General features: G+C 56.8%; 24 protein-coding genes. 13 read left to right on the forward strand and 11 right to left on the reverse strand.

Features of this window, described 5'->3' with window-relative positions; all coding sequences use genetic code 11:
* Positions 1-43: 43 nt before the first annotated feature.
* From FIV39_RS30610 to FIV39_RS30640, 6 genes are all read left to right on the forward strand, one after another.
* Positions 44-400 carry a YegP family protein gene (locus tag FIV39_RS30610; protein ID WP_090401498.1) on the forward strand — a complete coding sequence of 119 codons (357 nt, stop codon included), beginning with the start codon at positions 44-46 and terminating at the stop codon, positions 398-400.
* Positions 401-608: 208 nt separating this feature from the next.
* Positions 609-1700, forward strand: a complete 1092-nt coding sequence (locus FIV39_RS30615) for a multiubiquitin domain-containing protein (protein WP_090401497.1) — start codon at positions 609-611, stop codon at positions 1698-1700.
* Positions 1697-3079, forward strand: a complete 1383-nt coding sequence (locus FIV39_RS30620; protein WP_090401496.1) for a ThiF family adenylyltransferase — start codon at positions 1697-1699, stop codon at positions 3077-3079. Before FIV39_RS30615 ends, FIV39_RS30620 begins: the two co-directional genes overlap by 4 nt.
* Before the next feature lie 152 nt (positions 3080-3231).
* Positions 3232-3417, forward strand: coding sequence for a DUF6527 family protein (locus FIV39_RS33235; protein WP_244176465.1), 186 nt, complete (start codon positions 3232-3234; stop codon positions 3415-3417).
* Positions 3418-3472: 55 nt separating this feature from the next.
* Positions 3473-4012, forward strand: a complete 540-nt coding sequence (locus FIV39_RS30630) for a DUF6037 family protein (RefSeq protein ID WP_090401494.1) — start codon at positions 3473-3475, stop codon at positions 4010-4012.
* Between the two features lie 1131 nt (positions 4013-5143).
* The gene (locus tag FIV39_RS30640; protein ID WP_090401492.1) at positions 5144-6163 is read left to right on the forward strand and encodes a hypothetical protein; all 1020 of its coding nucleotides are present in this window, start codon (positions 5144-5146) and stop codon (positions 6161-6163) included.
* Between the two features lie 559 nt (positions 6164-6722).
* Here the strand turns inward: FIV39_RS30640 and FIV39_RS30645 are convergent.
* The 8 genes from FIV39_RS30645 to ehuR form a co-directional block, all read right to left on the reverse strand.
* Positions 6723-8108 (reverse strand): aspartate aminotransferase family protein, encoded by a 1386-nt coding sequence (locus FIV39_RS30645; RefSeq protein ID WP_090401491.1) that lies wholly within the window; start codon positions 8106-8108, stop codon positions 6723-6725.
* An 11-nt stretch (positions 8109-8119) separates the two neighbouring features.
* The gene (locus FIV39_RS30650) at positions 8120-9592 is read right to left on the reverse strand and encodes an NAD-dependent succinate-semialdehyde dehydrogenase (RefSeq protein ID WP_017736593.1); all 1473 of its coding nucleotides are present in this window, start codon (positions 9590-9592) and stop codon (positions 8120-8122) included.
* Between the two features lie 145 nt (positions 9593-9737).
* A complete protein-coding gene (locus FIV39_RS30655; RefSeq protein ID WP_017736592.1) occupies positions 9738-10217 on the reverse strand; it encodes an Lrp/AsnC family transcriptional regulator in 480 nt (159 codons plus the stop codon).
* Between the two features lie 139 nt (positions 10218-10356).
* On the reverse strand, positions 10357-11358 hold the full coding sequence (gene doeB, locus FIV39_RS30660; RefSeq protein ID WP_017736591.1) for a N(2)-acetyl-L-2,4-diaminobutanoate deacetylase DoeB: 1002 nt from the start codon (positions 11356-11358) through the stop codon (positions 10357-10359).
* 3 nt (positions 11359-11361) lie between these two features.
* The gene (gene doeA / locus FIV39_RS30665) at positions 11362-12552 is read right to left on the reverse strand and encodes an ectoine hydrolase DoeA (protein WP_019818799.1); all 1191 of its coding nucleotides are present in this window, start codon (positions 12550-12552) and stop codon (positions 11362-11364) included.
* A gap of 43 nt (positions 12553-12595) precedes the next feature.
* Complete coding sequence (gene eutC / locus FIV39_RS30670; protein ID WP_017736589.1) at positions 12596-13588, reverse strand: ectoine utilization protein EutC; 993 nt, start codon at positions 13586-13588, stop codon at positions 12596-12598.
* 36 nt (positions 13589-13624) lie between these two features.
* On the reverse strand, positions 13625-14596 hold the full coding sequence (eutB, locus tag FIV39_RS30675; protein WP_019818796.1) for a hydroxyectoine utilization dehydratase EutB: 972 nt from the start codon (positions 14594-14596) through the stop codon (positions 13625-13627).
* Between the two features lie 108 nt (positions 14597-14704).
* Positions 14705-16099 (reverse strand): MocR-like ectoine utilization transcription factor EhuR, encoded by a 1395-nt coding sequence (gene ehuR / locus FIV39_RS30680; protein WP_017736587.1) that lies wholly within the window; start codon positions 16097-16099, stop codon positions 14705-14707.
* A 276-nt stretch (positions 16100-16375) separates the two neighbouring features.
* Between ehuR and ehuB the strand changes: the two genes are divergently transcribed.
* From ehuB to FIV39_RS30705, 5 genes are all read left to right on the forward strand, one after another.
* Positions 16376-17233: an ectoine/hydroxyectoine ABC transporter substrate-binding protein EhuB gene (gene ehuB / locus FIV39_RS30685; RefSeq protein WP_017736585.1), complete on the forward strand. Its 858-nt coding sequence runs from the start codon at positions 16376-16378 to the stop codon at positions 17231-17233.
* 69 nt (positions 17234-17302) lie between these two features.
* A complete protein-coding gene (ehuC, locus tag FIV39_RS30690) occupies positions 17303-17962 on the forward strand; it encodes an ectoine/hydroxyectoine ABC transporter permease subunit EhuC (RefSeq protein WP_019818793.1) in 660 nt (219 codons plus the stop codon).
* Positions 17959-18615, forward strand: coding sequence for an ectoine/hydroxyectoine ABC transporter permease subunit EhuD (gene ehuD / locus FIV39_RS30695; RefSeq protein ID WP_017736583.1), 657 nt, complete (start codon positions 17959-17961; stop codon positions 18613-18615). Before ehuC ends, ehuD begins: the two co-directional genes overlap by 4 nt.
* Positions 18616-18695: 80 nt before the next feature.
* The gene (ehuA, locus tag FIV39_RS30700; protein WP_017736582.1) at positions 18696-19490 is read left to right on the forward strand and encodes an ectoine/hydroxyectoine ABC transporter ATP-binding protein EhuA; all 795 of its coding nucleotides are present in this window, start codon (positions 18696-18698) and stop codon (positions 19488-19490) included.
* Positions 19491-19590: 100 nt separating this feature from the next.
* Positions 19591-19830 (forward strand): hypothetical protein, encoded by a 240-nt coding sequence (locus FIV39_RS30705; protein WP_017736581.1) that lies wholly within the window; start codon positions 19591-19593, stop codon positions 19828-19830.
* A 484-nt stretch (positions 19831-20314) separates the two neighbouring features.
* Here FIV39_RS30705 and FIV39_RS30710 read toward each other — a convergent pair whose 3' ends face one another.
* Positions 20315-20647, reverse strand: coding sequence for a hypothetical protein (locus FIV39_RS30710; RefSeq protein ID WP_017736580.1), 333 nt, complete (start codon positions 20645-20647; stop codon positions 20315-20317).
* Between the two features lie 233 nt (positions 20648-20880).
* Here FIV39_RS30710 and FIV39_RS30715 point away from each other — a divergent pair, with 233 nt between their 5' ends.
* Positions 20881-21099 carry a hypothetical protein gene (locus FIV39_RS30715; protein WP_017736579.1) on the forward strand — a complete coding sequence of 73 codons (219 nt, stop codon included), beginning with the start codon at positions 20881-20883 and terminating at the stop codon, positions 21097-21099.
* Between the two features lie 116 nt (positions 21100-21215).
* Here FIV39_RS30715 and FIV39_RS30720 read toward each other — a convergent pair whose 3' ends face one another.
* Together FIV39_RS30720 and FIV39_RS30725 are read right to left on the reverse strand one after the other, a co-directional pair.
* Positions 21216-21836: a tyrosine-type recombinase/integrase gene (locus tag FIV39_RS30720; RefSeq protein WP_017736578.1), complete on the reverse strand. Its 621-nt coding sequence runs from the start codon at positions 21834-21836 to the stop codon at positions 21216-21218.
* A gap of 149 nt (positions 21837-21985) precedes the next feature.
* Positions 21986-22903 (reverse strand): LysR family transcriptional regulator, encoded by a 918-nt coding sequence (locus FIV39_RS30725; RefSeq protein ID WP_017736577.1) that lies wholly within the window; start codon positions 22901-22903, stop codon positions 21986-21988.
* 143 nt (positions 22904-23046) lie between these two features.
* Here FIV39_RS30725 and FIV39_RS30730 point away from each other — a divergent pair, with 143 nt between their 5' ends.
* Positions 23047-24471 (forward strand): purine-cytosine permease family protein, encoded by a 1425-nt coding sequence (locus FIV39_RS30730; RefSeq protein ID WP_017736576.1) that lies wholly within the window; start codon positions 23047-23049, stop codon positions 24469-24471.
* Positions 24472-24518: the final 47 nt, after the last annotated feature.

Genomic DNA, 24518 nt, shown 5'->3' on the forward strand with positions numbered 1-24518 from the left:
GGATCATTGATCGAGACGGGTAAGATGACCAGGAGACCCCCGTATGAAAGCGCGCTACGAGATTCACGAGTCGAAAAATGGCGAAATGCGCTTTCAGCTCAAAGATCTCAAAGGAATGGTGATCCTCTCGAGCGCCGTGTACACCAGTCGGGCCAACTGCGGTAAGGGAATTGAGTCCTGTCGTGAGCACTCTCCATTCGACCGGTTCTACAGCAGGAGCGAGACAGGGGAGCATTCATTTAGCTTGAGGTCGTCCAACAACAGGATCATCGGCCACGGAGGCAAGCAAGCCACCGCTAATACTCGGGACGCAATGATTTCAGCAGTTAAGAAATATGCGCCGACAGCACAAATCGTCAACTACAGCGAAGAAGGAGAGCAAGAATGTAAAGCCACCTGACCGAAGAAAAACTTCGTAGATGAGATACCGGAAAGCGAGTGCAATCGCCGTACGGTGTAGTGGAATGCTTCAAACGAAAAACAGTATTCCCGTGTTCCGCACATCAGTCAAGCATCGACTGCAGAACTTCTCAGCTACGGCAATGACCTGGATCGCCCCTCGGCGACCCGAAGCCGCTATGCGCGGAATTCAAAGGAAATACTGAAAAATGAACACTGAAAATCAGCATCACCAACACAATATCACCGTTCAAATTGCTGGCGATGACCTGCAGTTCCGATCGGTTCATCTGGAAGATCGCACTCCCACTGGAGCGCAAATTGCAGCGGCGGCAGGCTTCACGCCTGATCAATTGCCGGTCATCCTCCAACTGCTGCCCTCGGGGGCTCTCGAAGACATTCGCCCGGACGAGATCGCCAAAATCACTGATGGCCTGAACCGTTTCATCGTGGTCGAGTCGGATCGGAAATACCTTCTGACCGTGGATGGCGCCCGATTTGAATGGCCATGTCACCATATCTCCGGTCAAACCATCCGCATCCTGGCAGACATCGCAGACAACAAGCGGCTGCTGCTCGAACGTGAAGACGAAGCTGACAAAGATATCGAGAACAACGAGTTCGTTGACTTGGACGAGCCGGGGGTCGAGCGCTTCATCACCCGTAAAGCCATCTGGAAGCTGAATGTCCAGGGTGTAGTTTACGAGTTCGAGACGCACACTGTGAGCGTTCGTGAGGCCATGATCAAAGCCAAACTCGACACGAACCAAGCCTGGCAGATCTTCCTCATGGTCAGTGACCAGCCGAAAAAGGAACTCACCATCAATGACGTGATCGATCTGCGCGCCCCAGGTATCGAGAAGCTTCGGTTGACTCAAAAGGACGTGAATAACGGCGAGGTCCCGCAGGTACCACGCCGAGAGTTCAGTCTGCTGCCACAGGACGAGCAGTATCTGAACGCGGCGGGCCATCAATGGGAAACCCGCTTGAACGCAGATAGCGGTCGCTGGCTGGTGATCAACGACTACCAACTTCCTCCTGGTTACTCCCACGCAGTGGTTCAGCTGGCACTCAACGTGCCGGCTGGCTATCCAGCCGCCATGCTCGACATGTTCTACGTCCATCCAGCAGTGCGACTGGCGAACGGGGCAGAGATCGCGCAGACCCAAGTGGTGGGCCACATCGATGGCGTCACGTTCCAAGGCTGGTCGCGTCACCGGGCTTGGAATCCGGCAACGGACAACATCACCACCCAACTCGCGATGGCCGACGGTTGCATCATGAAGGAGGTAGGCCTGTGAAAGCCCATTCTCGTCTGGTGCTGACGGACGAGATCCATACCTCGCTTCGGGAACACCTGTTCCCGGGCGACGGTAAGGAAGCCGCAGCCATCCTCATTTGCACTCGCTCGCCTGGCAGCAATCTGAAACTTCTCAGCCAAGAGCTGATTCTGGTACCGCACAAGGAGTGCTCAGTCCGTACTCCTGACTCACTCACCTGGCCAGGCAAGTACCTAGAAGACGCCATCGATAGAGCGCTCGTGGGGGCGCGCTCTATCATTTTGGTCCACTCACATCCTGGCGGTTTGTACGAGTTTTCTTGGGTCGACGATGCGAGCGATGCCGGCACTATGGTTTCGCTAGCTCAGGGAGTGGAGTCCATTCACGGCTCGGCAATCATGGTGCCGTGCGGAGCTATGCGCGCGCGCATTTATCATCCTGACCAAACGTGCGAAGGCATTGAGCTGGTCACGGTCCCTGGAGACACGATCCGTTTCTGGTCGATCGACGCGGAAGAGCACCTGACGCCTCCTATGGCATTTACTTCGCAGATGACCCACGCACTCCAGCGACTGACGGTCGCGGTGATTGGGGTCTCAGGTACCGGCTCGATCGTCGCGGAGCAAGTGACCCGCTTGGGGTTTGGCAAAGTCATCCTGGTTGATCATGACCATGTTGAAGAGAAAAACCTCAATCGTATCCTCAACTCGACTATCGCCGATGCCCAGTCAAAACGCCCTAAAGTTGAGATGTTTGCAGAGGTCATCGAGCGGATCCGTGGCCCCTACGTCGCCGAGCCAATTAACAACTCGGTGCTCTCGCGCGAAGCTGTTTTAGCGGTTGCTAACGCTGATGTCATTTTCTGCTGCGTCGATACGCACCAAGGCAGGATGATCTGTGATCTGATGGCTTCAAGCTTCCTAACGCCATTGTTCGACGTAGGGGTAAAAATTCCTACCCGTCCCACCGAGTCAGATGGAAGAGCAATTCACGATGTTCAGGGGCGAATTGACTACGCCAAGCCAGGCGGCGCCACACTGGCCGACCGTAAAATCTACACCCCAGACTCGCTCTACGCTGAGGCACTGCGGAGCACTAACCCCGATGCACATCGTGATCAAGTGGAGCATGGCTACATCTCCGGTGTTCAGGAGGAAGCCCCTTCTGTGATCACGCTGAACATGCGAGCAGCCAGTGCTTGCGTGAACGAATTCATTGCCCGGGCGTTCCCGTTTCGCGAAGAACACAACTCCAAATATGCCCAAACAAATTTCACGCTGTCCGGGTGCCTGGAGGACTTCGAACACGAGGACTCATTCAGAAAAGCGCCTAACCCTAAACTAGCGCAAGGAGGGAAAGAACCACTTCTGGGGCTGCCTGACCTCGGAGTACGGCCATGACCTTCTTCCGAAATCTGCTAGCCAACACACTGCTCTGGCTTGAGCCATACCTCCCTCCTCGAAGACTGATCGTCGTCAAGGGAGATTCTCTTCCGGCCAAGATGCCAATTCGCTCGCTCGTACTTGCCAGGGACGGCAGAGAAGACTGGTGCATGGGTTTTCGATGTCCATGTGGCTGCGGCCGAACCATTGAACTGCTTGTGATTGAGGAGGCCAATCCTCGCTGGAGTTATACGTTGAATCCAGCTGGCCAGCCGTCCCTTCATCCGTCCGTATGGTTGAACAATGGTTGCCGGTCTCATTTCTGGGTCAAAGACGGCCGCATCAAATGGGTGTGATCGCCCTCACGAGTAAAAACTTACGAATGGACGAGGTTAGACCATGAGCATACACATGAGCGGCTTGGAAAAACTGGGTAAAAGCATGCAAGCCCAGAACCTGGACATCCAAAAATTCAGGTTCAAAACCGGGGCAGTGGAGTTTGACTGCTTATTTTCCATGCGAGGAGACTACGAGCTTTCACTGACGACACGTGGCGCGAATCCGAGTTTTTTCCTGTTCCCCATCACGAAAACATTTCAGATGGCGACCTATCTCAAAGGAGCAAATTCGAAATTGGTAAATGTGCTGCGCACACATGGCCTTTCAATGAAGGGCTTCAGCAGCACACAGTTTTTCAAGGACTTGGACAAAATCGTCCCAAGCGTCGCCCATACGAACAATGTACCGACGACATCCGAAATCCTTCAGTTACGACATGACATGGAGGAGCGGGATCGGCCTTTCTTTGACACGTGGATACCTTGGACAACTGGAGGCCCATCCGCTAAGAACAAGAAAAAAACGTTACTGCTGCTGGGTCCTTCAGCCCTCATCTATAGCGAGAAAAACAACGCATCGTCGAGATGGAGCTCCGTCGAGCCTGATCGGTAGTGCCAATAGACAACGCTATACATACGAAGGCTGCCGACAAGATCATTTTCAGCGGAGACGCTCTGTGAAAAGCCACACTGCGGGCCCTCATGAAGCACTGTCATAGTTACGGCGACGACTCTGACGGTCATCAAAAAGCCCCTTTTGCTTGGGGCTTTCAGCAGCATGCAACGTTTTGGTTGACGACATAACATTTAAACGTCGCGATTCCTGTTTCCAGTGCGCAATGGCTCTCCTTAGGAACACCTACTCAAAAACAAGCCAGCTCGACTCTCATCCTCCGACAGGCAGCGATTGGCCGATCTCTGCCTGTCGCGAGGGCCGTAATCGACCCAGAGCGGGTGCCCAGACATTCAAACCAAACGAGTACATAATCGACTGCTATTCCAGCCATTTTCAGTGCGTATGAACGACGAATCTTCCCAACGCGAATCTACAGGCAGTGCAGCATATAACCTTGCGCAGGCCCACGGTGCCCGGCCCCTGTCCGTTGATGGATATCATCAAACGGTAGAACTGTGTGGTCGCGTGGCCTGCGGCTGGCTGTTCCGCTACAGGATCATTTGCAGCTTGGACATCCCAGCGCATGACCAAGAGTCATTCGCTGGCGCTGTAGGTTGCTTGGTTGCTGACGACGGAGAGATACGTGATCTCTCAGGTCCGATGTTCATGGACATGCTTCATATGCTGGCATAGCTCTCGGGACCACCTTGACCGAACTCTGCCGTTCACTATGGGCGGGAGCCGACCCTTAGCTGCCGATCAGCACCGGCAGAATTCAGCCAGTCTCTGCTGCTCACGACAGGTGGGAGCCGGCCAGAAGCTGGCACTGACCAATCCCCGATTGATACCTGCCTCGATCACGATTCAGGGTCGCGCAGAGTGTTAGCGGATTCGAGGTCGTGTTGAGCATCCACCTTGAGGTGTGCCTGATATGTGTCGGGGGCGGGCTGCCAGCGTTCAGCTGTTTCAGCTCGGATGAGTTTTGCTCGCTTTAAATGTCGGAACCGTGTTGCATGCGAATCCGTCAGCACCGCAGCCAAGAAAAGCTCTACGTCGAATGGCTTACCGCGCACAGCTGGCCTACGCTCTGCGATGGTTAATGCCGAGCTATACAACTGGAGAAGTGGAATGACGAAGGACGCCGAACACCCCCTCACTGAACTGATCTCCATCGCAGCCAAGGCTGGAATTGGAATGCTCCCCGGAGGAGGTTTGCTGACAGCGAGCTATGAAGGGTTGCAGCTGCTTAGTAAACAAGCGGCTGCGCAGATGGAGCGCCGGTCTGAAAAACGTTACGAAGAATTCATCCAAAGCGTCTTTTCTGGGGAGGTTACTCCAGAGGTCACGGAGCACCTGACAGCGGATGATTACACCGCTTTGCTGTCAGGTTGCATGGCAGATATGGAAAACGAGAAGGCCAAGTACTATGGTCGCCTGGCTGCGGCCATTGGTCGTGGCGAGGTGCAAGGGAAGAGCAGACGTTTCCTCATCATTACGCTCAGTCAGGTTTCAGATGAGCAACTGCAGATGCTCCGCAGATCCTATGTCGCGACCCGCTTTGACCTGAAACCGAGCCAAGGTAACGGTCATGTTGATCCTGTTGAGATACTGCAACTGAGTCACCCGGTACAAAAGCATGAATACGATGAGCTAGTTTCAAGGTTGATGTATGTTGATAAAAAACTGACTAAGCTAGCTGAGGAATTGGTTCGGGCATGTTTTACAACTGAAGAGCTAAAACCATCCGCCATCGGCTATGTTGCCTGGTTCCCAAAGCTTGTGGATATTATCTTCGACACGAACCAATACACTTTGGTTGAATCGTTAATAGACGGTTTTTGGTTTGAAGCAATTCGCACGTCAAACCGTTCAGTTGCCGTAATTGACCGTCCCGCAATTGCGAATTTTGCTTCTCCGCGTGTCATGGTGGTGGGATCGGAGGCTGCACCTGAATATTTGATAGCACTCAAGGCTCGCCTAAAAAATAATGATGTGTTGTTTGTATGTCTGCATGACCATGTGTTGCACATACAAGCCCATTATCCAGATAGCACCATTATTAATGCCGAAGGGTGGAGTATCCCTCAAATCACTGAAGCAGTGGTGAATCATGTGAAAGCGACTAATGGTCTATTAGAGGTCGCTTAGCGAGGGCGCGGGCGCTGAATCACGTGCGTTGAGAAATAGATAATGCGAGGCGGGGAGGCATGCGGCTGTTGAGGGATTGCAGCTGGAATCCACCACCCTATCCAATATCGACCAAAAGCAGCTCTTAATGTAACGTCTGCTTTTGGCCGAGGCTGTGTAAAAACGTTTTTGAGCACGTCAGGTGCTCAAAACTGGACTGGAAATCGCGTTTCTACGCGAAATCCACATCTGCAGAAGTGCCGATAAATTTCAGATTTAACGTAGACGCGGACACTTCAATTTTGGCGAAGCGTTTTTACACACTTTGGGCCGGCTGCTGCCGGTCACCAGAGGCAGCTTTGGGTCGTTTTCTGCCTCTCGCGATGGGCAGAAAACGGCCAGAAGCAGTCATTCGATGGGCCTTCAACAGTGCATCTCCGGCTCCCCTTACTCCCAAAATGAGTTTATGTAATCACAATCTTCTCTTCGCAGTTTGTTCACAACAAGACCAAACTTGCGATACAAAAAACCACCCGAACGGTGAAGGATCGAGCGGTTTTTTGGGGGGGAGCGGTAAGGCTTAGCCCAGTATCTCGCTGGCCACGTGATCGACCGCACTTTTGGTGATGTCGACAATCAGGTCGGCCTCCTCCTCGGTCAAGATCAACGGTGGTGCAAAACCGAGAATGTCGCCATGGGGCATCGCTCGGGCAATCATTCCGCGTTCAAGACAGGCTGCCGATACTTTCGGACCGACCTTCAACGCAGCATCGAATGGTGTGCGTTGCTCACGATCGGCCATGAACTCGACCGCGGCAAGCATGCCGTCGCCGCGCACTTCGCCCACCAGTGGATGACCTTCCAATACTTCCCGCAATCGACGATTCAGATAGCTGCCAACATTCTCTGCGTTGGCCGTCAGGTTTTCCCGCTCCAGGATGTCGAGGTTGGCCAGGGCCGCCGCCGCGCAGATCGGATGCCCGGAGTACGTCCAGCCATGTCCCATGGCACCTTGAGATTCGGAGGCTTTTTCGATCACGTCCCAGACTTTTTCACCGACAATCACTGCTGACAAAGGCGCATAGGCACTGGTCAGGCCTTTGGCCGTGGTGATCAGGTCAGGACGCATGCCATAGCGCCGACTGCCCATCTTCGAACCCAGGCGACCGAAGGCGCAGACCACTTCGTCGGCGATCAACAACACGTCGTATTTGTTCAACACCGCTTGTATGGCGGCCCAATAGCCGGCCGGCGGAACGATGATGCCGCCGGTGCCCATCAGCGGTTCGCCGATGAACGCGGCGACGGTGTCCGGCCCTTCGGCCAGGATCATTTTCTCCAGCTCGTCGGCGCAATAGCGCACGAAAGTGGCTTCATCCATACCTGCCGGTGCCTTGCGGTACCAGTGCGGACAAATGGTATGTTTAACGCCTTCGGCCGGGAGGTCGAAATGCTGGTGGAAAGTCGGTAGGCCGGTCAGGCTGCCGGTCATGATGCCTGAACCGTGATAACCGCGATCACGGGAGATGATTTTCTTCTTCTGCGGGCGACCCAATACGTTGTTGTAGTAACGCACTAGTTTGATCTGGGTTTCGTTGGCGTCGGAACCGGACAGGCCGTAGTAGACCTTCTTCATGCCCTCCGGCGCCCAGTCGATGATGCGGCTCGACAGCTCGATGATCGCTTCGGTTGAGTGCCCGACATAGGTGTGGTAATAGGCCAGCTCCTTTGCCTGCTTGTAGATCGCATCGGCGACTTCGGTGCGCCCGTAGCCGATGTTCACGCAGTACAGCCCGGCAAAGGCGTCGATGAAGTCGCGGCCTTCGTGGTCGCGGATACGAATGCCTGACGCGCTCTTGATGATGCGTCCCTTGAGCGTGCCGCTGGCGTGGTCATGGGCATGGGTTGACGGGCGCATGAAGTGCGCACGGTCTTGTTCGAACAACGAATCGAGTTTTTGGCTCATGGCGGATCTCCTTAGAACTGGCCTTGATGGTGCAGGCAAAAGTATTTGGTTTCGACAAAGGCTTCGAAGCCCTCGGTACCGCCCTCGCGGCCCAGCCCCGAGGCTTTCATGCCACCGAACGGGATCGGATGGCCGGTGAACTTGACGCCATTGACCGCGACCATGGCGTGGTCGAGGCGGCGAATCAGGGGGTAGATTAGGTCCAAGCGGTTGGAACAAATGTAGGCAGCCAGACCGTATTCGGTGTCGTTGGCCATTTCGATGGCTTGCTCGAGGGTGGCGAAAGGCATGACGCCAGCAATCGGCGCGAAATTTTCTTCGCGGTAGATACGCATCTGCGGCGTAACGTCGGCCAGCACCGTCGGCTGATAGAACAATCCGCCGAGGGCATGCGCTTCGCCGCCCACCAGACGTTGCGCGCCCAGCTTCAGCGCATCAGCCACACGCTCGACGGTCACATCGAAGGCGGCCTGATGCATCAGCGGGCCGATGTCGACGCTTTGCTCTTGATCACCCACCAGCGCGGGGCCGACCCGCAGTTCGCGCACCGCAGAGGCAAAGCGGCTGAGGAACGCCGGATAAATCGAGCGTTCGACCATAATCCGATTGGCCGCGCAGCAATCCTGGCCGGAGGTCTGGAACTTGGCCTCTACCGCGACTTTCACCGCCAGCTCCAGATCGGCATCGGCGCAGACAATGAACGGCGCATTGCCGCCCAATTCCAGCGATACCTTCTTCACATCCTGGGCTGCCGCTTGCAGGACCAACTTGCCGACCCGGGTCGAGCCGGTGAAGCTGACCGAACGCACGCGAGCGTCCTGCACCAGGGTTTGCATGGTCATTTGCGGTTCGCCCAGCACCACGTTGAACACGCCGGCGGGGAAGCCTGCTTCTTCCGCCAATTGCGCCAACGCGAACGCCGAGTAAGGCGTTTCGTGGGCCGGTTTGATGACCACAGTGCAACCGGCGGCCAATGCGGCGGCGGCTTTGCGGGTGATCATCGCCGAAGGAAAATTCCACGGCGTCAGCAGTGCACAGACGCCAACCGGTTCCTTGATCGTGCCCAGATGCGCGCCGGGGATATGGCTGGGGATGTTCTGCCCGTAAAGGCGCCGCGCCTCTTCGGCAAACCATGGAATGAAACTGGCGGCGTAGGCGATTTCGCCGCGGGACTCGGCCAGGGGCTTGCCTTGTTCCTGGCTGAGAATCCGCGCCAGGTCTTCCTGATGCTCAAGGATCAACGCCGCCCAGCGCCGCAGAATCGTTCCGCGGTCATCGAGGCTTTGTTCACGCCAGGCTGAAAACGCCCGGTGTGCGGCATCTACGGCGGCGATGATCTGAGGCTGATCGAGCATCGGCACATGACCGATTAACTTCTGATCGGCCGGATTGTGCACGGCGACGCTATGGCCGCTGTCACTGTGGACCCAATGGCCGTCTACGTAGCAAAGTGCTTTGAACAACAGCGGATGTTTGTATGTCATGGCGTTCACTCCAAACCGTGTGCGTGAATCCATGCTAGGGCAGCGCAGCCAAGATGATTTGGCGTTTGGCGGGGTGTAACCATAGGTTTTTTCTGATTGAACGCCGGTAAACAGGGACTTTTTGCGGTGAAGGTTTTGCCCCGATTTATGGTTCTTGCGCCACCTCGGCCGGCAAGGCACCCGCGGTCTTGATGGTTTTAGTGACGATGTAGGTGAAGTAGCGCTCAATGCCCAGGTCATCGAGCAACAACTGGTCGATAAACCGCTGGTAATGGTCAATGTCCGGCGCCTGGATCATCGCCATGTAATCAACACCGCCACCGGTGGCGTAACAGAATGCCACTTCGGCGGCCTCGTTCATGCGTTGCTCGAACCGCCGCATGTCCTGGGCGGTGTGTCGGGCCAGGGTGATTTCCACCAGCACCTGCTGGCCTTTGAACACCGCGTTCCAGTCGATCTGTGCCCGGTAGCCCTTGATAAGCCCTAGCGACTCCAACTTGCGAACCCGCTCCCACGCCGGGGTCACCGAGAGATTGATCGCCTCGGCCAGGCTCGACTTGGTGATCCGACCATCTTCGGCGAGGATTCGCAGGATTTTCAGGTCATAGCGATCGAGCTTGTGCATGGTCCGAGGACCTCCGGGCATTGAAAATTGTGGCAGAACCTGTGGGAGCGGGCTTGCCCGCGAATGCGGTATGTCAGTCACATCGATGCTGGATGTGCCGCCGCCATCGCGGGCAAGCTCACTTTCACAGGGGTTGGGGTCAGGTCAATACATCGGCGATGACTGCAATGATATCGCCGCACTGCACCATTCCTGGAAAGTGGCGCGCCGCCAGCAGCCCGCTGCGGGCCGCGCGATATTCCACCGGAGCGACGCCGCTACGGGTAGCGTCGTAAACGCGGGCAATCACTTCTCCCTTGCTCACGTTGTCGCCCAGATCGCGGCACATTTCCAGCAAGCCATCGTGTTCGCTATCGATGAAGCAAGTGGCATCGGGCATGCCTAACATGATTGACTCCGCGGGCTGGATCTCACCTTCAAGAATCCCTGCATGCACTAGCAGATTGCGCACCCCGCGCTCGGCAATCGCCACACTGCGCGCCGTGGACGAACCACCGCCACCCAGTTCGGTCGTGACAAAGACTTTGCCCTGACGCTCGGCGGCGGTGTCGTACATCGACCCTGCATCGAGCTCCAGCATGCGCATGCTGTAAGGCGCATTGAAAGCGCGCATGCCGGCTTCGCATTGAGCCTGCTGTTTTTTGTCGGGCAGCACATGACAGGCTGCAAAAGGCAGGAAATCCAGGGTGCGGCCACCGGAATGGATGTCCAGCACGATATCGGCCAAGGGCAACAGAGTCCGATTGAAGTAATCGGCAATTTTCTCGGTCACGGTGCCGTCCGGCTTACCGGGGAAACTGCGATTGAGATTGCCCTTGTCGATCGGCGACGTGCGCCGACCAGCATGGAACGCCGGGGTGTTCATGAACGGGACGATAATCACCCGCCCCGTTACCTCGGCGGCCGTCAGGCCCTGCGCCAGCTTGCTCAGCGCCACCGGGCCTTCGTATTCGTCACCGTGGTTACCGCCGGTAAGCAGCGCAGTCGGACCCTGGCCGCGCTGAATCACCGTTACCGGAATCATCACCGCGCCCCAGGCCGAATCGTCCCGGGAATACGGCAATTTGAGGAATCCGTGCTGCACGCCTTCGCGGGCAAAGTCCACCGTGGCATTGATCGGATTGTCAGGTAAATCGCTCATGGCTCAATCCTTCACGAACAGTTGGCGTGGCACATTGCACAGTGTCTCGACACCGGTCTCAGTGATCAAAATGCTTTCGGTGATCTCCAGTCCCCAATCGTCCATCCACAGGCCCGGCATGAAGTGGAACGTCATGCCCGGTTGCAACACACTGGTGTCGCCGGGACGCAGGCTCATGGTGCGTTCGCCCCAGTCTGGCGGATAGCTGATCCCGATCGGGTAGCCGCAACGGCTGTCCTTGTGGATGCCGAATTTCTCCAACACTTTGAAAAACGCCACAGCGATGTCGCCGGTGGTGTTGCCCGGTTTGGCTGCTTCCAGTCCCGCGGCGATGCCTTCGACCACCGCTTTTTCGCCGTCGAGGAAGTGCTGTGGAGGTTTGCCCAAATAGATCGTGCGCGACAGCGGACAGTGATAACGCTTGTAGCAACCGGCGATTTCAAAGAAGGTCCCGGCGCCTTTTTCGAACGGCGAATCGTCCCAGGTCAGGTGCGGCGCGCTGGCGTCGGCACCCGTGGGCAATAGCGGCACGATGGCCGGGTAATCGCCGCCATGACCGTCAGCGCCGAGGATCCCGCTGCTGTAGATTTCAGCCACCAGTTCATTTTTGCGCATGCCCGGCTCGATTCGTTCGAGGATCCGCCCGTGCATGTTTTCGACGATGCGCGCAGCGATGCGCATGTAAGCGATTTCCTGGGGCGACTTGATCGCCCGCTGCCAGTTCACCAACCCGACCGCGTCGATCAGCTTGGCCTGCGGCAGGTTTTTCTGCAGCGACAAATACGCGGCGGCGCTGAAATAATAGTTATCCATTTCCACGCCGATGGTCAGCGCGTCCCAACCCCGGGCACTGATGACTTCCCGCGACAGGTAATCCATCGGATGGCGTTCCCGGGACTGCACGTAGATGTCCGGGTAACCGACGATGTTCTCGTGCTGCATGAACACCGTGCGCTTGGCGCCGTTGGCGTCTTGCCCGCGACCGAACCAGACTGGCTCGCCGTCGAGCGCCAACAACACGCATTGGTGAACGTAAAACGACCAACCGTCATAGCCGGTCAGCCAGGCCATGTTCGACGGATCGGTGACCAGCAACAGCTCGATGCCCTGAATCTGCATGGCCGCTCGAACCTTGGCCAGACGCTGGGCGTATTCCTCCCGTTCGAACGGGAGATTGATGACTATCTGAGACATGCACATGCCCTCTGATAAATGACGCACGGATGAAAAAAGTGGATTAGCTGCCGAACTGAAAACCCTTGCCGGCCGAGCGCGCGCGCTCGAAGGCCAGATTGGCCATGGCGGTGTCCTGGGCGCCGGTGCCGGTGAGGTCGCACAAGGTGACTTGCGCCTCGCTGGTCCGACCTGGGCGCTGGCCTGCGAGCACTTGCCCCAATTCGGCCAAGCCCGATTCGTCGGTAATAGCGCCGGCCGCCAGAGCGTGATGCAACTCGCCGAGGATTCGCGTCTGGCTCAAGCGATCCGCCACGTAGCGGTCGACCTGCGCCAGCGCCTGGGGGGAAATTTCGTTTTTGTGTTCGGCGTCCGAGCCCATGGCTGTGATATGCAAGCCGGGGTGCAGATGGCGCGCTTCGATCAAGGGTTCGCGGCTCGGGGTGCAGGTGATCGCAATGTCCACGCCGGTCATGGCCTCGTCGATGCTCGCGCAAGGCGTGACCGTCAGGCCGCTGTCGCGCGCCAGTTCAGCGCTGAAGTCTTGAGCCTTGGCGCTATCACGTGCCCAGACTTGAACGGATTCAATCGGTCGCACCAGGCGCAATGCCTGAAGCTGTAACGCGGCCTGCTCGCCGGCACCGATCAGCGCCACGCTGCGACTGTCGACCCGCGACAGGGCGCGAGCCGCCACGGCGCCCGCCGCGGCTGTGCGTACGGCGGTCAGATAACCGTTGTCCAGCAGCAAGGCGTCGAGCAAACCGGTGCGCGCCGACAGCAACATCATCATGCCGTTGAGGCTCGGTAGGCCGAGTTTCGGATTGTCGAAAAAACCCGGACTGACCTTGATCGCAAAACGCTCCAGGCCCGGCAGGTACGCAGTCTTCACGTCCACTTCGCCATTGTGCTCGGGGATGTCCAGACGCAGGATCGGCGGCATTGCCACCGCTGCTGTGGCCAGCAGCACAAAGGCTTGTTCGATGGCTTCGATGCTCGGCAGGTCTAGTGCTACGCAGGCACGCAGATCCGCTTCGCTCAATAAGGTGATGTCACTCATCAATGCGGCACTCCATTCAGTCGTTATTGTTGGGGTTCACGCATCTGCGCCCGCGAGGACGCGCAGGTGCTGATCGATGTCGACGTTACGGCCGCTGACCACCACCACGATCGGCCCGCGCGGCTCAATCAATCCATCAAGCAACGCGGCAATCCCGACCACGGCCGCGCCTTCCAGCACCAGACGCTCTTCGCGATAGGCATGGCGTAGGGCATTGGCGATGGAAGTCTCGCTGAGCAAATGCAGGTGGTCACACAGATCGCGAGTCATGTTGAAGGTGTAACGGTTGTTCAGGCCGATGCCACCGCCGAGCGAGTCGGCCAGGGTCGGCAGCTCTTCGACTTCCACCGGATGCCCGGCTGCGAGGCTGGCGTGCATGGCTGCACCGCGTTGCATGCTGATGCCGTGGGTGATGATGTTCGCGCTGACGCTTTTGATCGCCAGCGCAACCCCGGCAAACAAACCGCCGCCGGACAACGGCACGAGAATTTGCACCACGTCCGGTTGCTGTTCGAGGATTTCCAGCCCCAGCGTGCCCTGCCCGGCGATGATGGTCGGGTGATCGAACGGCGGCAGCAATGTCGCGCCTTGCTCGTTGGCGATCCGTTCGGCTTCACGCTGGGCGTCGTCCTGAGACTGGCCGACGATGCATACCTCGGCGCCCAGATCACGAATGGCTTGAACCTTGTTCGCCGGCACCAGATGCGACAGGCAAATCGTCGCCTTCACGCCTTGCCGGGAAGCGGCATACGCCAGAGCACGACCGTGATTACCGGTCGACGCCGCCACCACGCCACGCGCTTTCTCCTCGGCGCTGAGCTGCGCCACGGCATTGCTCGCGCCGCGCAATTTGAAACTGCCGGTGATTTGCTGGGATTCGAGTTTGAGGTACACCGCCACGCCCAATCGTTGCGAAAGGCTGGGCGAGTATTCCAAGGGGGTACGCCGGACAAGCGATTCGATGCGCTGGCGAGCGAGGTAAACATCATGTAGCTGCAACGTTGACATGACCGCGTCCCGACTGTGGTGTTGGGCGCAGTCTAAGAGGACTGGATTGTCGTAATGAATGTACTAGGGCAATTTATCCGACAAACTTTTTTGCGGACTTTTTCCCGGTCAAAAATCATGGATTTGCGGGTACTGCCCGAATATCTCGCGCATGCTTATCAATGCATCACGCATTTCTTCGTCGCTGCATTCGGCGCCGACACACACCCTCACCGCTCGAGCTCGCGGCGTTCCACGCACGGTGAACGGATCAGGCGATGCGACAGCGATGTGCCGGTGACGCAAGGCCCGCACCAGGCTGTCGACCTCCCAGTGTATTGGAATGCCAACCCACGCGTTCAGTGCATGAGGATGCTGGCCGAGCAGGTGCTCGCCCAGGTATTTGCTGACTATCGCCTGCCTGCCGGCCAACAGTTTGCGCTGCAATCGCACGAGCGTGTCGGCGCGACCGTCACGAATCCAGCGCGCAGCGATTTCGGAGACCATGGGCGTGGCCATCCAGCTGTTGACCCGCAAGATACTTTCGGTGCGCAACGCCAGTCGCTTGGGCACTACCAAATAGCCGATGCGCAAACCGGTCAGCACTGACTTGGTCATGCTAGTGCAATAGAACGATAACTCCGGCAGGTAATGGCTGATTGGCGGCGCGCGATGCTCATCCAGCAACGGCCCGTATACATCGTCTTCAATGATGTGCACACCGAAACGCCGGGCGATATCGGCAATCTCCCGCCGACGACTGTCGGGCATCAGGCTGGTGGTCGGGTTGTTCAGGTTGGGCGTGCACACCAGCGCGGTGATGCGCTCATTGCTGCACATGTCTTCGAAGTGTTCCGGGTCTATGCCATAGCGGTCCATTTCCAGGCCTTTGAGGGTGAATCCCAATACCTGAGAGTTGCCGATTACCCCGTGATCGGTGATCCCTTCGCAGAGCACGACATCATCGGGACCGGCCAGAGACGCCAGCGCAAGGAAGATGCCGTGAGCGGCGCCGTTGGTAATCAGGATGTCATCACGCTCGACCCGCAGTCCTTGCCGTCCGATCCAGTGCGTGGCCTCTTCGCGGTGCGACTCGAAACCCGCAATCGGACGAAATGCGTGTATCCACGGCTGATCCTCTTCCGTGCTGAGTTCGAGACAGGTGTCACGCCAGAACTGGTCGTGCTCGCGGGTGTGCAGGATCCGCGCGATGGAAAAATCCACCAGGGCCCGTTCGGGGCTATCGAGAATATAGGTAGCCACTCGATCGCTCATGCGCCGCGACACAAAACTGCCGCGCCCGACTTCGCAACGCACCAGCCCCTGACGCTCCAGCTCTTTATAGGCGTTGGTGACCGTCTGCACGCTGATGCCCATGGTATCGGCAACATGCCGCTGCGGTGGCAGGCGCTGATCATTGGCCAAGACACCCTGCTCGATATCATCGGCAATCGCCTGCACCAGAATCTTGTACTTTGACTCGCCACTGCGGGCGATATCCAGTGCCGCTTTCCATTTGTCCATCAGCGCTAAAACTCGGGTCTGTGCTCGTCGGGACAGCATCGCGCTAGTATCCATGCAATGCAATTGTCCTAGTGCAATACAATGATGCTCAGCGCTTTTGTATGCTCGGCTCAAGGTCGACAGCGGGCACCTTAAAGCCCACAACAAAATCAATCGACCTGTACCGGACTGCGCCCAGCTCCATGAGATCAGTCCTTGTACGCTTTGCTCTTGTAACACTGCCTCCTACCACAGAGCCGTCACCGACGGGTCAACAAGAAACAGGAGATTTTATCGATGAGCAATTTCCCTTCCCGCAGCACCCATGCATTGCGTCACCTGTTCATAGCTTGCGCGATGTTCGGCCTAGCCGCCGGCGCCCAAGCCGCTACGACACTGGAAACCGTCAAACAGAACAGCAGCATCCGTATCGGTTATGCCAACGAAACCCCATTCGCCTTTACCGAAACCGACGGCAGGGTCACCGGTGAATCACCGGAAATCGCCAAAGCCATCTTTGCCAAAATGGGCATCAAACAGGTTGACGGCGTGTTGACCGAATGGGGCTCGTTGATCCCGGGTCTGCGCGCCGGGCGCTTCGACGTGATTGCCGCCGGCATGTACATCACGCCGGCTCGCTGCAAGCAGGTGCTGTTTACCGATCCGCAGTATCAACTGCCAGACGCGCTGCTTACGGCCAAAGGCAACCCGAAGGGGCTGCACAGTTACGAAGACATCGCCAAGAATCCCGAGGTGAAGCTGGCAATCATGGCCGGCACGGTGAACCTGGGCTATGCCCGCGACTCGGGTGTAAAGGATGAGCAAATCCTCCAAGTACCGGACACCACCGCCCAGTTGCAAGCCGTGCGCGCCGGTCGTGCCGATGCGGCAGTGGGTACTCAACTGACCATGAAAGGTTTGGCCGCCAAGGGTGGTGAAAAAGTTGAAGCAGTCACCGAGTTCAAGGATGACCCGTCACACATTGGATACGGTGCTCTCGCCTTCCGTCCGGAAGACAAAGACCTGCGCGATGCGGTCAACGCCGAGTTGAAAAAATGGTTGGGTTCCGAAGAGCACCTCAAGGCAGTTGCCCCTTTCGGGTTTGACAAATCCAACGTGACAAGCAAAACGGCTGCCGAGCTCTGCGCTCAATAGTCGAAACAGGCATGGCGCCACGGCGCGATGCCTATTTCCCTGCTTAACCCGGATGGACAGGTTTAAACCATGGGTGAATTACTTCCGCTATTGATACAAGGCGCTTGGGTGACGCTCCAGGTGACGATCTTCGGTTCGCTGCTGGCGATTGTCGCGGCGATTCTCGCGGCCCTGGGGCGCATGTCGCCCTGGCGGCCATTGCGCTGGTTTTCCATTGCTTACATTGAAGTGTTTCGCGGCACGTCGTTACTGGTGCAATTGTTCTGGCTGTTTTTTGTGCTGCCGCTGCCGCCCTTCAACCTTGAACTGAGCCCCTACAGCGTGGCCATCGTCGGCCTAGGCTTGCACATTGGTGCTTACGGCGCCGAGGTGATGCGCGGTGCGATCAGCTCCGTCGCCAAGGGTCAATACGAAGCGTCCACGGCACTCAACTTCAGCGGCTACAAACGCTTTCGCCGCATCATTCTTCCGCAGGCGTTGCTGGCCGCTATACCGCCGGGTACCAACCTGCTGATCGAATTGCTTAAAAATACTTCGCTGGTGTCGTTGATCACCCTGTCAGACCTGAGCTTCAGGGCTCGTCAACTGGATCAGGCCACTTTCCAGACCCTGGAAATCTTCAGTCTGGCGCTGGTGATGTATTTCATCCTGGCGCAAGCCATCAACATCGGCATGCGCCGCATTGAGCAGCATCTGGCTCGCGGGCGGTTGCGTGGAGGTCTGTCATGACACTGTTCGACTGGACCTATGCCTGGCATATCCTTCCCGATTTGCTGCGCGCCTCGCTCAACACCGTGGGCATTACCCTGATCGGTTTCCTGATCGCCATTGTGCTGGGACTGTTCCTGGCTATCGGCCGACGGAGCCGCAGAGTCTGGCTGTCGTGGCCGACCACCGCTGTGATCGAGTTCATTCGCAGTACGCCACTGCTGATCCAGGTGTATTTCCTTTACTACGTGCTGCCCAATTACGGCGTCAGCATGACCGCCATGCAAGTGGGCATTCTGGGTATCGGCCTGCATTACGCCTGTTACATCGCCGAGGTGTATCGCGGCGGCCTCGATGCGGTGCCGCGCGCACAATGGGAAGCAGTCACGGCGCTGAACATCGCCCCGTACAGCGCATATCGCAACATAATCCTGCCGCAGGCCCTGCGGCCGATCCTGCCGCCATTGGGTAACTATCTGGTGGCAATGCTCAAGGATACGCCGGTGCTGTCGGCGATTACCGTGGTGGAAATCATGCAACAGGCCAAGAACATCGGCTCCGAGAACTTCCGCTATCTGGAGCCGATCACCATGGTCGGTCTGTTTTTCCTCGCCCTAAGCATCGCTTTGGCTTATCTGGTACGGCGCCTTGAAGTGCGCCTGGAGCTACGCTAATGACTACCCCACTGTCGACACCCGGTGACCTTTCAAGGCACAGCAACCCGACCCCGCTGCATCCGCAAGAGGCCACGGCCATGCAGAAAACCAAACCGGTAAAGCCGATCGTCAGCTTCCAGGACGTTACCAAGAGCTACGGCAACTTTACCGTGCTCGATCATTTGAACCTAGACGTCACGCCGGGTGAAAAAGTCGCGATCATCGGCCCCAGCGGCTCCGGAAAATCCACACTGCTGCGGGTACTGATGACACTCGAAGGCATCGATGACGGACTGATTCGCATTGAGGATGACTTGCTGACCCACATGCCCAATCGCAACGGTGTATTGGTGCCCGCCAATGACCGGCACATCCGCCGAGTGCGTGGCAAGATCGGCATGGTGTTCCAGAGTTTTAACCTGTTCCCTCACATGACAGCGTTGCAAAACGTTATCGAGGCGCCGGTGCAGGTGCTCGGCATGAAACCGACCGAGGCCCGTGAACGTGCAGCAGACTTGCTGGAACTGGTGGGTCTGGGCAGCAAGCTCGGGCATTACCCATCGCAGTTGTCCGGTGGTCAACAACAACGGGTGGCGATCGCCCGGGCACTCGCCATGCGCCCGAAAGTCATGCTGTTCGACGAAGTGACCTCCGCCCTCGACCCGGAACTGTGCGGTGAAGTGCTCAACGTGATCCGCAAGCTCGGCACCGAACACAACCTGACCATGCTGATGGTGACGCATCAAATGGGTTTCGCCCGTGAGTTCGCTGATCGTGTGTGCTTTTTCTACAAAGGGCAGATTCACGAGCAGGGCACCCCGGCGCAAATCTTCGAACACCCGCAGCAGGAACGCACGTGCGCGTTTCTCAGTGCGGTGAAAGAAGCAAACTAGGCAAGCTCACCAGCCCTGGCCGCCACTCGGGTCGATTACGCGTTGGGATTGCAGTTCATCGTCCCGCTGGGGGATTTGGTAAAGCCAAAAGGAGTAGTTCATGACTTGCTTGATTTGTGGTGAAACTGCGGCGGTCGTTGAAACTGATGGTGAATACGAGGAAGGAATCTGTCCGAGCTGTGGGCATTGTCGAATTACGGGTGCGGCGCTTGTGCTGATGAAAACCCACGGCCGGTATTTCGATATAGAGCTGACTCGGAAGTGGATCACAGAGCACCAAGGCATCGGATTTATTCCAACAATTGATTCGCGCCAGGCAGTTCGCCTGATTGACGTTTAATCGGCGACTCAATTCAGATCCGTCACTGTCCCGCTGAGGCAAATACGCTTTTCTGTGGGCATAGGGGCCCAATCCAGGGGCATGTCCTGGCGGTGACGTGATTCGGATTTATGGGCTATTGGTTGATGGCCCGGTATATGGTCTGATTCAGGAGCTTTGTAATGACAGATACCCCCTTACAGAGATGCCGACGTGGTGTTGGCGTGCCCAAAATGTGGAAGCAACCACTTTGAACGTCCGCTTCCGCGAAAGTCGTAAGACCGCTTAGGGTCGATTTTTGCCTGTCGCCACCCTCAGATATGTGGCTTGGGGTTGGCGACCATTTAAACATTGAGAGTGGGATCGGGTGATGGTTTTAAATCCAATCCGGGATACGACTAACGCCCCTAATATTTGAGGCTTCAATCGACACGAATCTGTTGGGTGGCCCGCGGTAAAGTGAATGCGGCATGATGCCCAGCGGGCGAAAAGTGAGAGTACCCACTTACATCGGTTTGACCGAGACTACTTCCACAAACCTGAATTTTTTTCTGGCCGTCTTTGTAGCTTCTTGTTCTGCAACTAGGGAGCTCAGCGTATCGGCCTCATGCACCATCTCGTACATCTCGCCTTCAAATTCGTTTCCCACACGGAGCGTAACTCTCAACCTAGGAGTGAAGCCTTTTGAGACTGCCTTTTTCTTCGCTGCCTTCACCGGTTGTACGATCACAACATCCGGGACTGTGTCCTGCACGTCTGAGTTAATTGCCGGCGCAGAGGGCTCAGAATCACCGAATAGCGCCCGGCGCATCTCATCTTCCATCAATTCCGTATTCATACCATTTCTCAGAAGGGTGTTATCTATAACCTGATCGATTCTATCAGGATGGCCGGACTCTGTAGTAAAGCGTCGTTGGGTCTGACCTGAGGTGACAAAGGCCAACAGAGCAGATACCGGCGAGCGTCAGCATCTGTCCATCTGCCGCCTATCATGGCGGGCAGCTGTCGGCCAGTCTCAGCCAAAGACGAGATGAGCTAGGCTTCCGGCATCATTCCTCAAGGACGACCGCCATGCCAGATAACTCAGACTGCAAGATCGCCACGGCGGACGCTCTGACATTGCTCCTCCACAACCAGCACGCCTTAAGTGCAGCTATAGAAGAAATAACCAAGTGGCTCTCAGAAAATGGGGTAGGAAGCGTCGCCGCTAATGCGATGTCGGCTATGGAAACGCTGGACACTAATGCTCAAGCCATCACAGATTCCATTTTGAGGATACGCCAGTCATAAATTACTCAGCGCAAGACTGCCCTCTGATTTGAATGCCCCCCGATTTTGTAGACACAATTGACTGGCGGCTATGGGACGGATAGCGACGGTCTAGCATCGACCGTCGCAGTGAATGGTCAGACTTCCGTCTGCTCGGCCATTTCCAAGGCATCATCGACCTCGATTCCCAGGTATCTGACAGTGCTTTCAAGCTTCGTATGACCAAGCAGGAGTTGGACGGCTCTCAGGTTCTTCGTCCTGCGATAGATCAACGAAGCCTTGGTTCTCCTTAGCGTGTGGGTTCCGTACATGGTTGGATCAAGGCCAATAGCTGTCACCCAAGCTTTGACTATTCGAGCGTATTGCCTGGTGGAAAGATGGTCTGAGGCGTGCAACCGGCTCGGGAACAAGAAGTCCTCGCTGCGGAGACGCGCCTCGCGCATCCAAGCCTCCAGAACCGTTCGGGTTTGCTCAGTGATTTCAAACTGCACTGGGTGCTGAGTTTTTTGCTGCATCACGATGGCCCGTGACGACACATGCTCCCCATGGGCGATGTCTCGGACTCGCAACTTGGTTAAGTCACAGGCACGCAGCTTGCTATCGATGGCCAAGTTGAATAGCGCCAAATCACGCGCCTTCTCAGCAAGCTGAAGTCTTACTCGGATAGCCCAGATATCTCTGACTCGGAGCGGGGCTTTCTGACCGACAAGCTTTCCCTTGTTCCAAGGCTGATGGCTGTATGTAGCAATGGTGTTCATGGCTCGTCCTCCACGTTGAGGGAGGACAAGAGTGGATCAGTCACAATGGCTGGTGGTCGCTATCCGACCCATAGCTGTCGTTCACCAGCGGAAAACTGCTCCGCAACGGACTGTCGAAAATAGCTCGGCGGAGAAATCAAAAACCTTCATCAGATTGTCGAGGTTTCAAGCGTATCGGCTTCATTGAACAGTTCGCGCATCACCACCACGAACGCTTCAGCCGGGCGGGATGGGTTCTGGGTTTGCGACGAGGCGATCACGACTCGTTGCGGTGGGATGCTAGCGTCAAATGGGCGACACACGATGGGTCGCCCGTCGTAGCTCAAGTCTCCAGCGGGTCGAGTGACGAGAATCGACACTCCGTGCCCATGTGCCACGAGTGAGCGCACCATTTCCACCGAGCGCAACTCCATAATGACATTGGGCTCTACACCGCCCGAGCGGAACAGTGACAGGAAATAGTCGCGACTGTGAGGTAGGTCTAGAAGGATAAAGGGCTCGGTTTGCAAATCCTGAATACACAAGCTGGCTTTTGCTGCCAGATGATGCCCTTCGGGCAGCAGCACATAAGGTGATTGCAGTCCCACCGCCTGTAGCTTGACCTTACGAGCCAGGTTCATGTCATAGATCAGCGCTAAATCAAGGGTGCCGCGCTCCACCCGTTCAATCAGTTCCTCGGTGTCACCTTCGACAATGGCGACTCGTACCTCAGGAAAGCGCTGCTTGAAGCGCTCGACCATGGTGGGGACATGTCGCGCGCCCAACGTTGCAAAGCAACCCACCGAAAGGTCCCCCACCACGCTATCAGTCTCCTTGGCAGAGAGCTGCGCGGCACTTTGCAGTAGCTGCCTTGCTTGCTGGTAACGGCGGGTTCCGGCGGAGCTGAGTTCGATCCCTTTGCCTGGAATCCTCACGAACAAGCGCTCATCCCATAAGGCTTCCAACTCCGCAATCGCGTTTGATATCGAGGGTTGGGACACACTCAGCGACTTCGCCGCATTGACGGTACTTCGACATTGGGCCGCTGCTACAAAATATTCGATTTGCCGAAGGCTGAAGTGAATCATTATTTTTAATTCGCTGTATCAACAGTGCATATTTTTAATTATATACCCCGCCGCTTAACCTCAGTCCATCCACAGCCTGTGTCCTTCCAAAAAACGCGCTGATCTGGCGCAGATGCTGCACTAACAATATCGAGGATTCGCCCATGGCTAGTTCAACTGCGCCTGTTGCACCGAGGTCGGTAATTGAAACCCGCTCCATCGATTACATACCGGAAAACGAGCGCCATGGCAGCGCCTTCGGTCAGTTCACACTGTGGCTGGGTGTGAACCTGAACATCACGGCCATCGTCACCGGGGCTTTGGCGGTGGTGCTGGGAGGCGATGTATTCTGGTCGTTGATTGGCCTTCTGATAGGCCAAGTACTTGGCAGCATCGTCATGGGCCTGCAAGCTGCCCAGGGGCCGGCGATTGGCCTGCCACAGATGATCCGCAGTCGCGTGCAGTTCGGTGTCTATGGTGCGGTCATTCCGCTTGTACTGGTGAGTTTGTTGTACGTGGGGTTCTCGGCGGGCGGCACGTTGCTGGCCGGTCAATCGGTGGCGAAAGTGCTATCGATCGCGGACTGGCAGGGCATCATTCTGTTCGGCCTGGTAACCCTGTTGTTGGCGACCCTTGGGTATCGCACCATCCACTCCATCGCCAAAGTAGCCAGCGTGGTGGGCGTCATTGCCTTTATCTACATGTTCGGTGCGTTGCTGGCCCGGCACGATATCCATGCGCTGCTCGACAATCGTCACTTCGTCGCTGCCAACTTCGTGTTTTCGATCTCGTTGGCAGCCGCCTGGCAGATTTCGTATGGGCCATATGTAGCGGACTACTCCCGATATTTGCCCAGTCAGACGTCCAAGTTGAAGATCTTTCTGGCTGCATCGCTGGGCACAGTACTGGGATCACAGGCCGCCATGACCTTCGGTGTGTTTGCCGCAGCCCTCGCCGGAACCGCCTTCTCGGGCCATGAGGTAGAGTTTGTCGTCAGCCTGGGCTCGACGGGTGTGTTGGCCATGATCCTGTATCTGGTGGTCGGCTTCGGCAAGATCACCATGATGACCCTCAACGCTTACAGCAGCTACATGTCCAGCGCGACCATTGTCAGCGCGTTCTGCGGCGTCAGCAGAGTGTCTCTGGCCCATCGCTTCATCTATGTGCTGGGAATGGTGTCCGTTGCAGTGCTGATTGCCCTGGCCGGTTCCCACAGCTTTATCAGTGCGTTTTCTTCCTTCCTCATTTTTCTCCTGGCGTTCATCACCCCCTGGAGCGCGATCAGCCTGGCCGACGTGTTCTTCGTCAACGGCACGCGCTATGACCTGGCAGCTCTCAATGATCCCGCTGGCCGCTATGGCCGTTGGAACTGGCCGGTTATTGCCACCTACTGCTGTGGGGTACTGATGGAGTTGCCGTTCATTTCCAGCGGTTTCTACACCGGACCGGTCGCCCGTGCGCTGAACTATGCAGATGTTTCCTGGGTGGTCGGCCTGCTGGGTACCGGAATGCTTTATTGCCTGGTCAGTCGGCGAATGGCCGCCAGGGTGCCACCGTCCCTGACGCCTGCTCTCGACAGCAAAGCCTAACTGGATTTCCAATCCAATCAGCCTTCACTCCACTCTCAGGTAGTCTT

Source organism: Pseudomonas grimontii (assembly GCF_007858185.1).
GTDB lineage: Bacteria > Pseudomonadota > Gammaproteobacteria > Pseudomonadales > Pseudomonadaceae > Aquipseudomonas > Aquipseudomonas grimontii.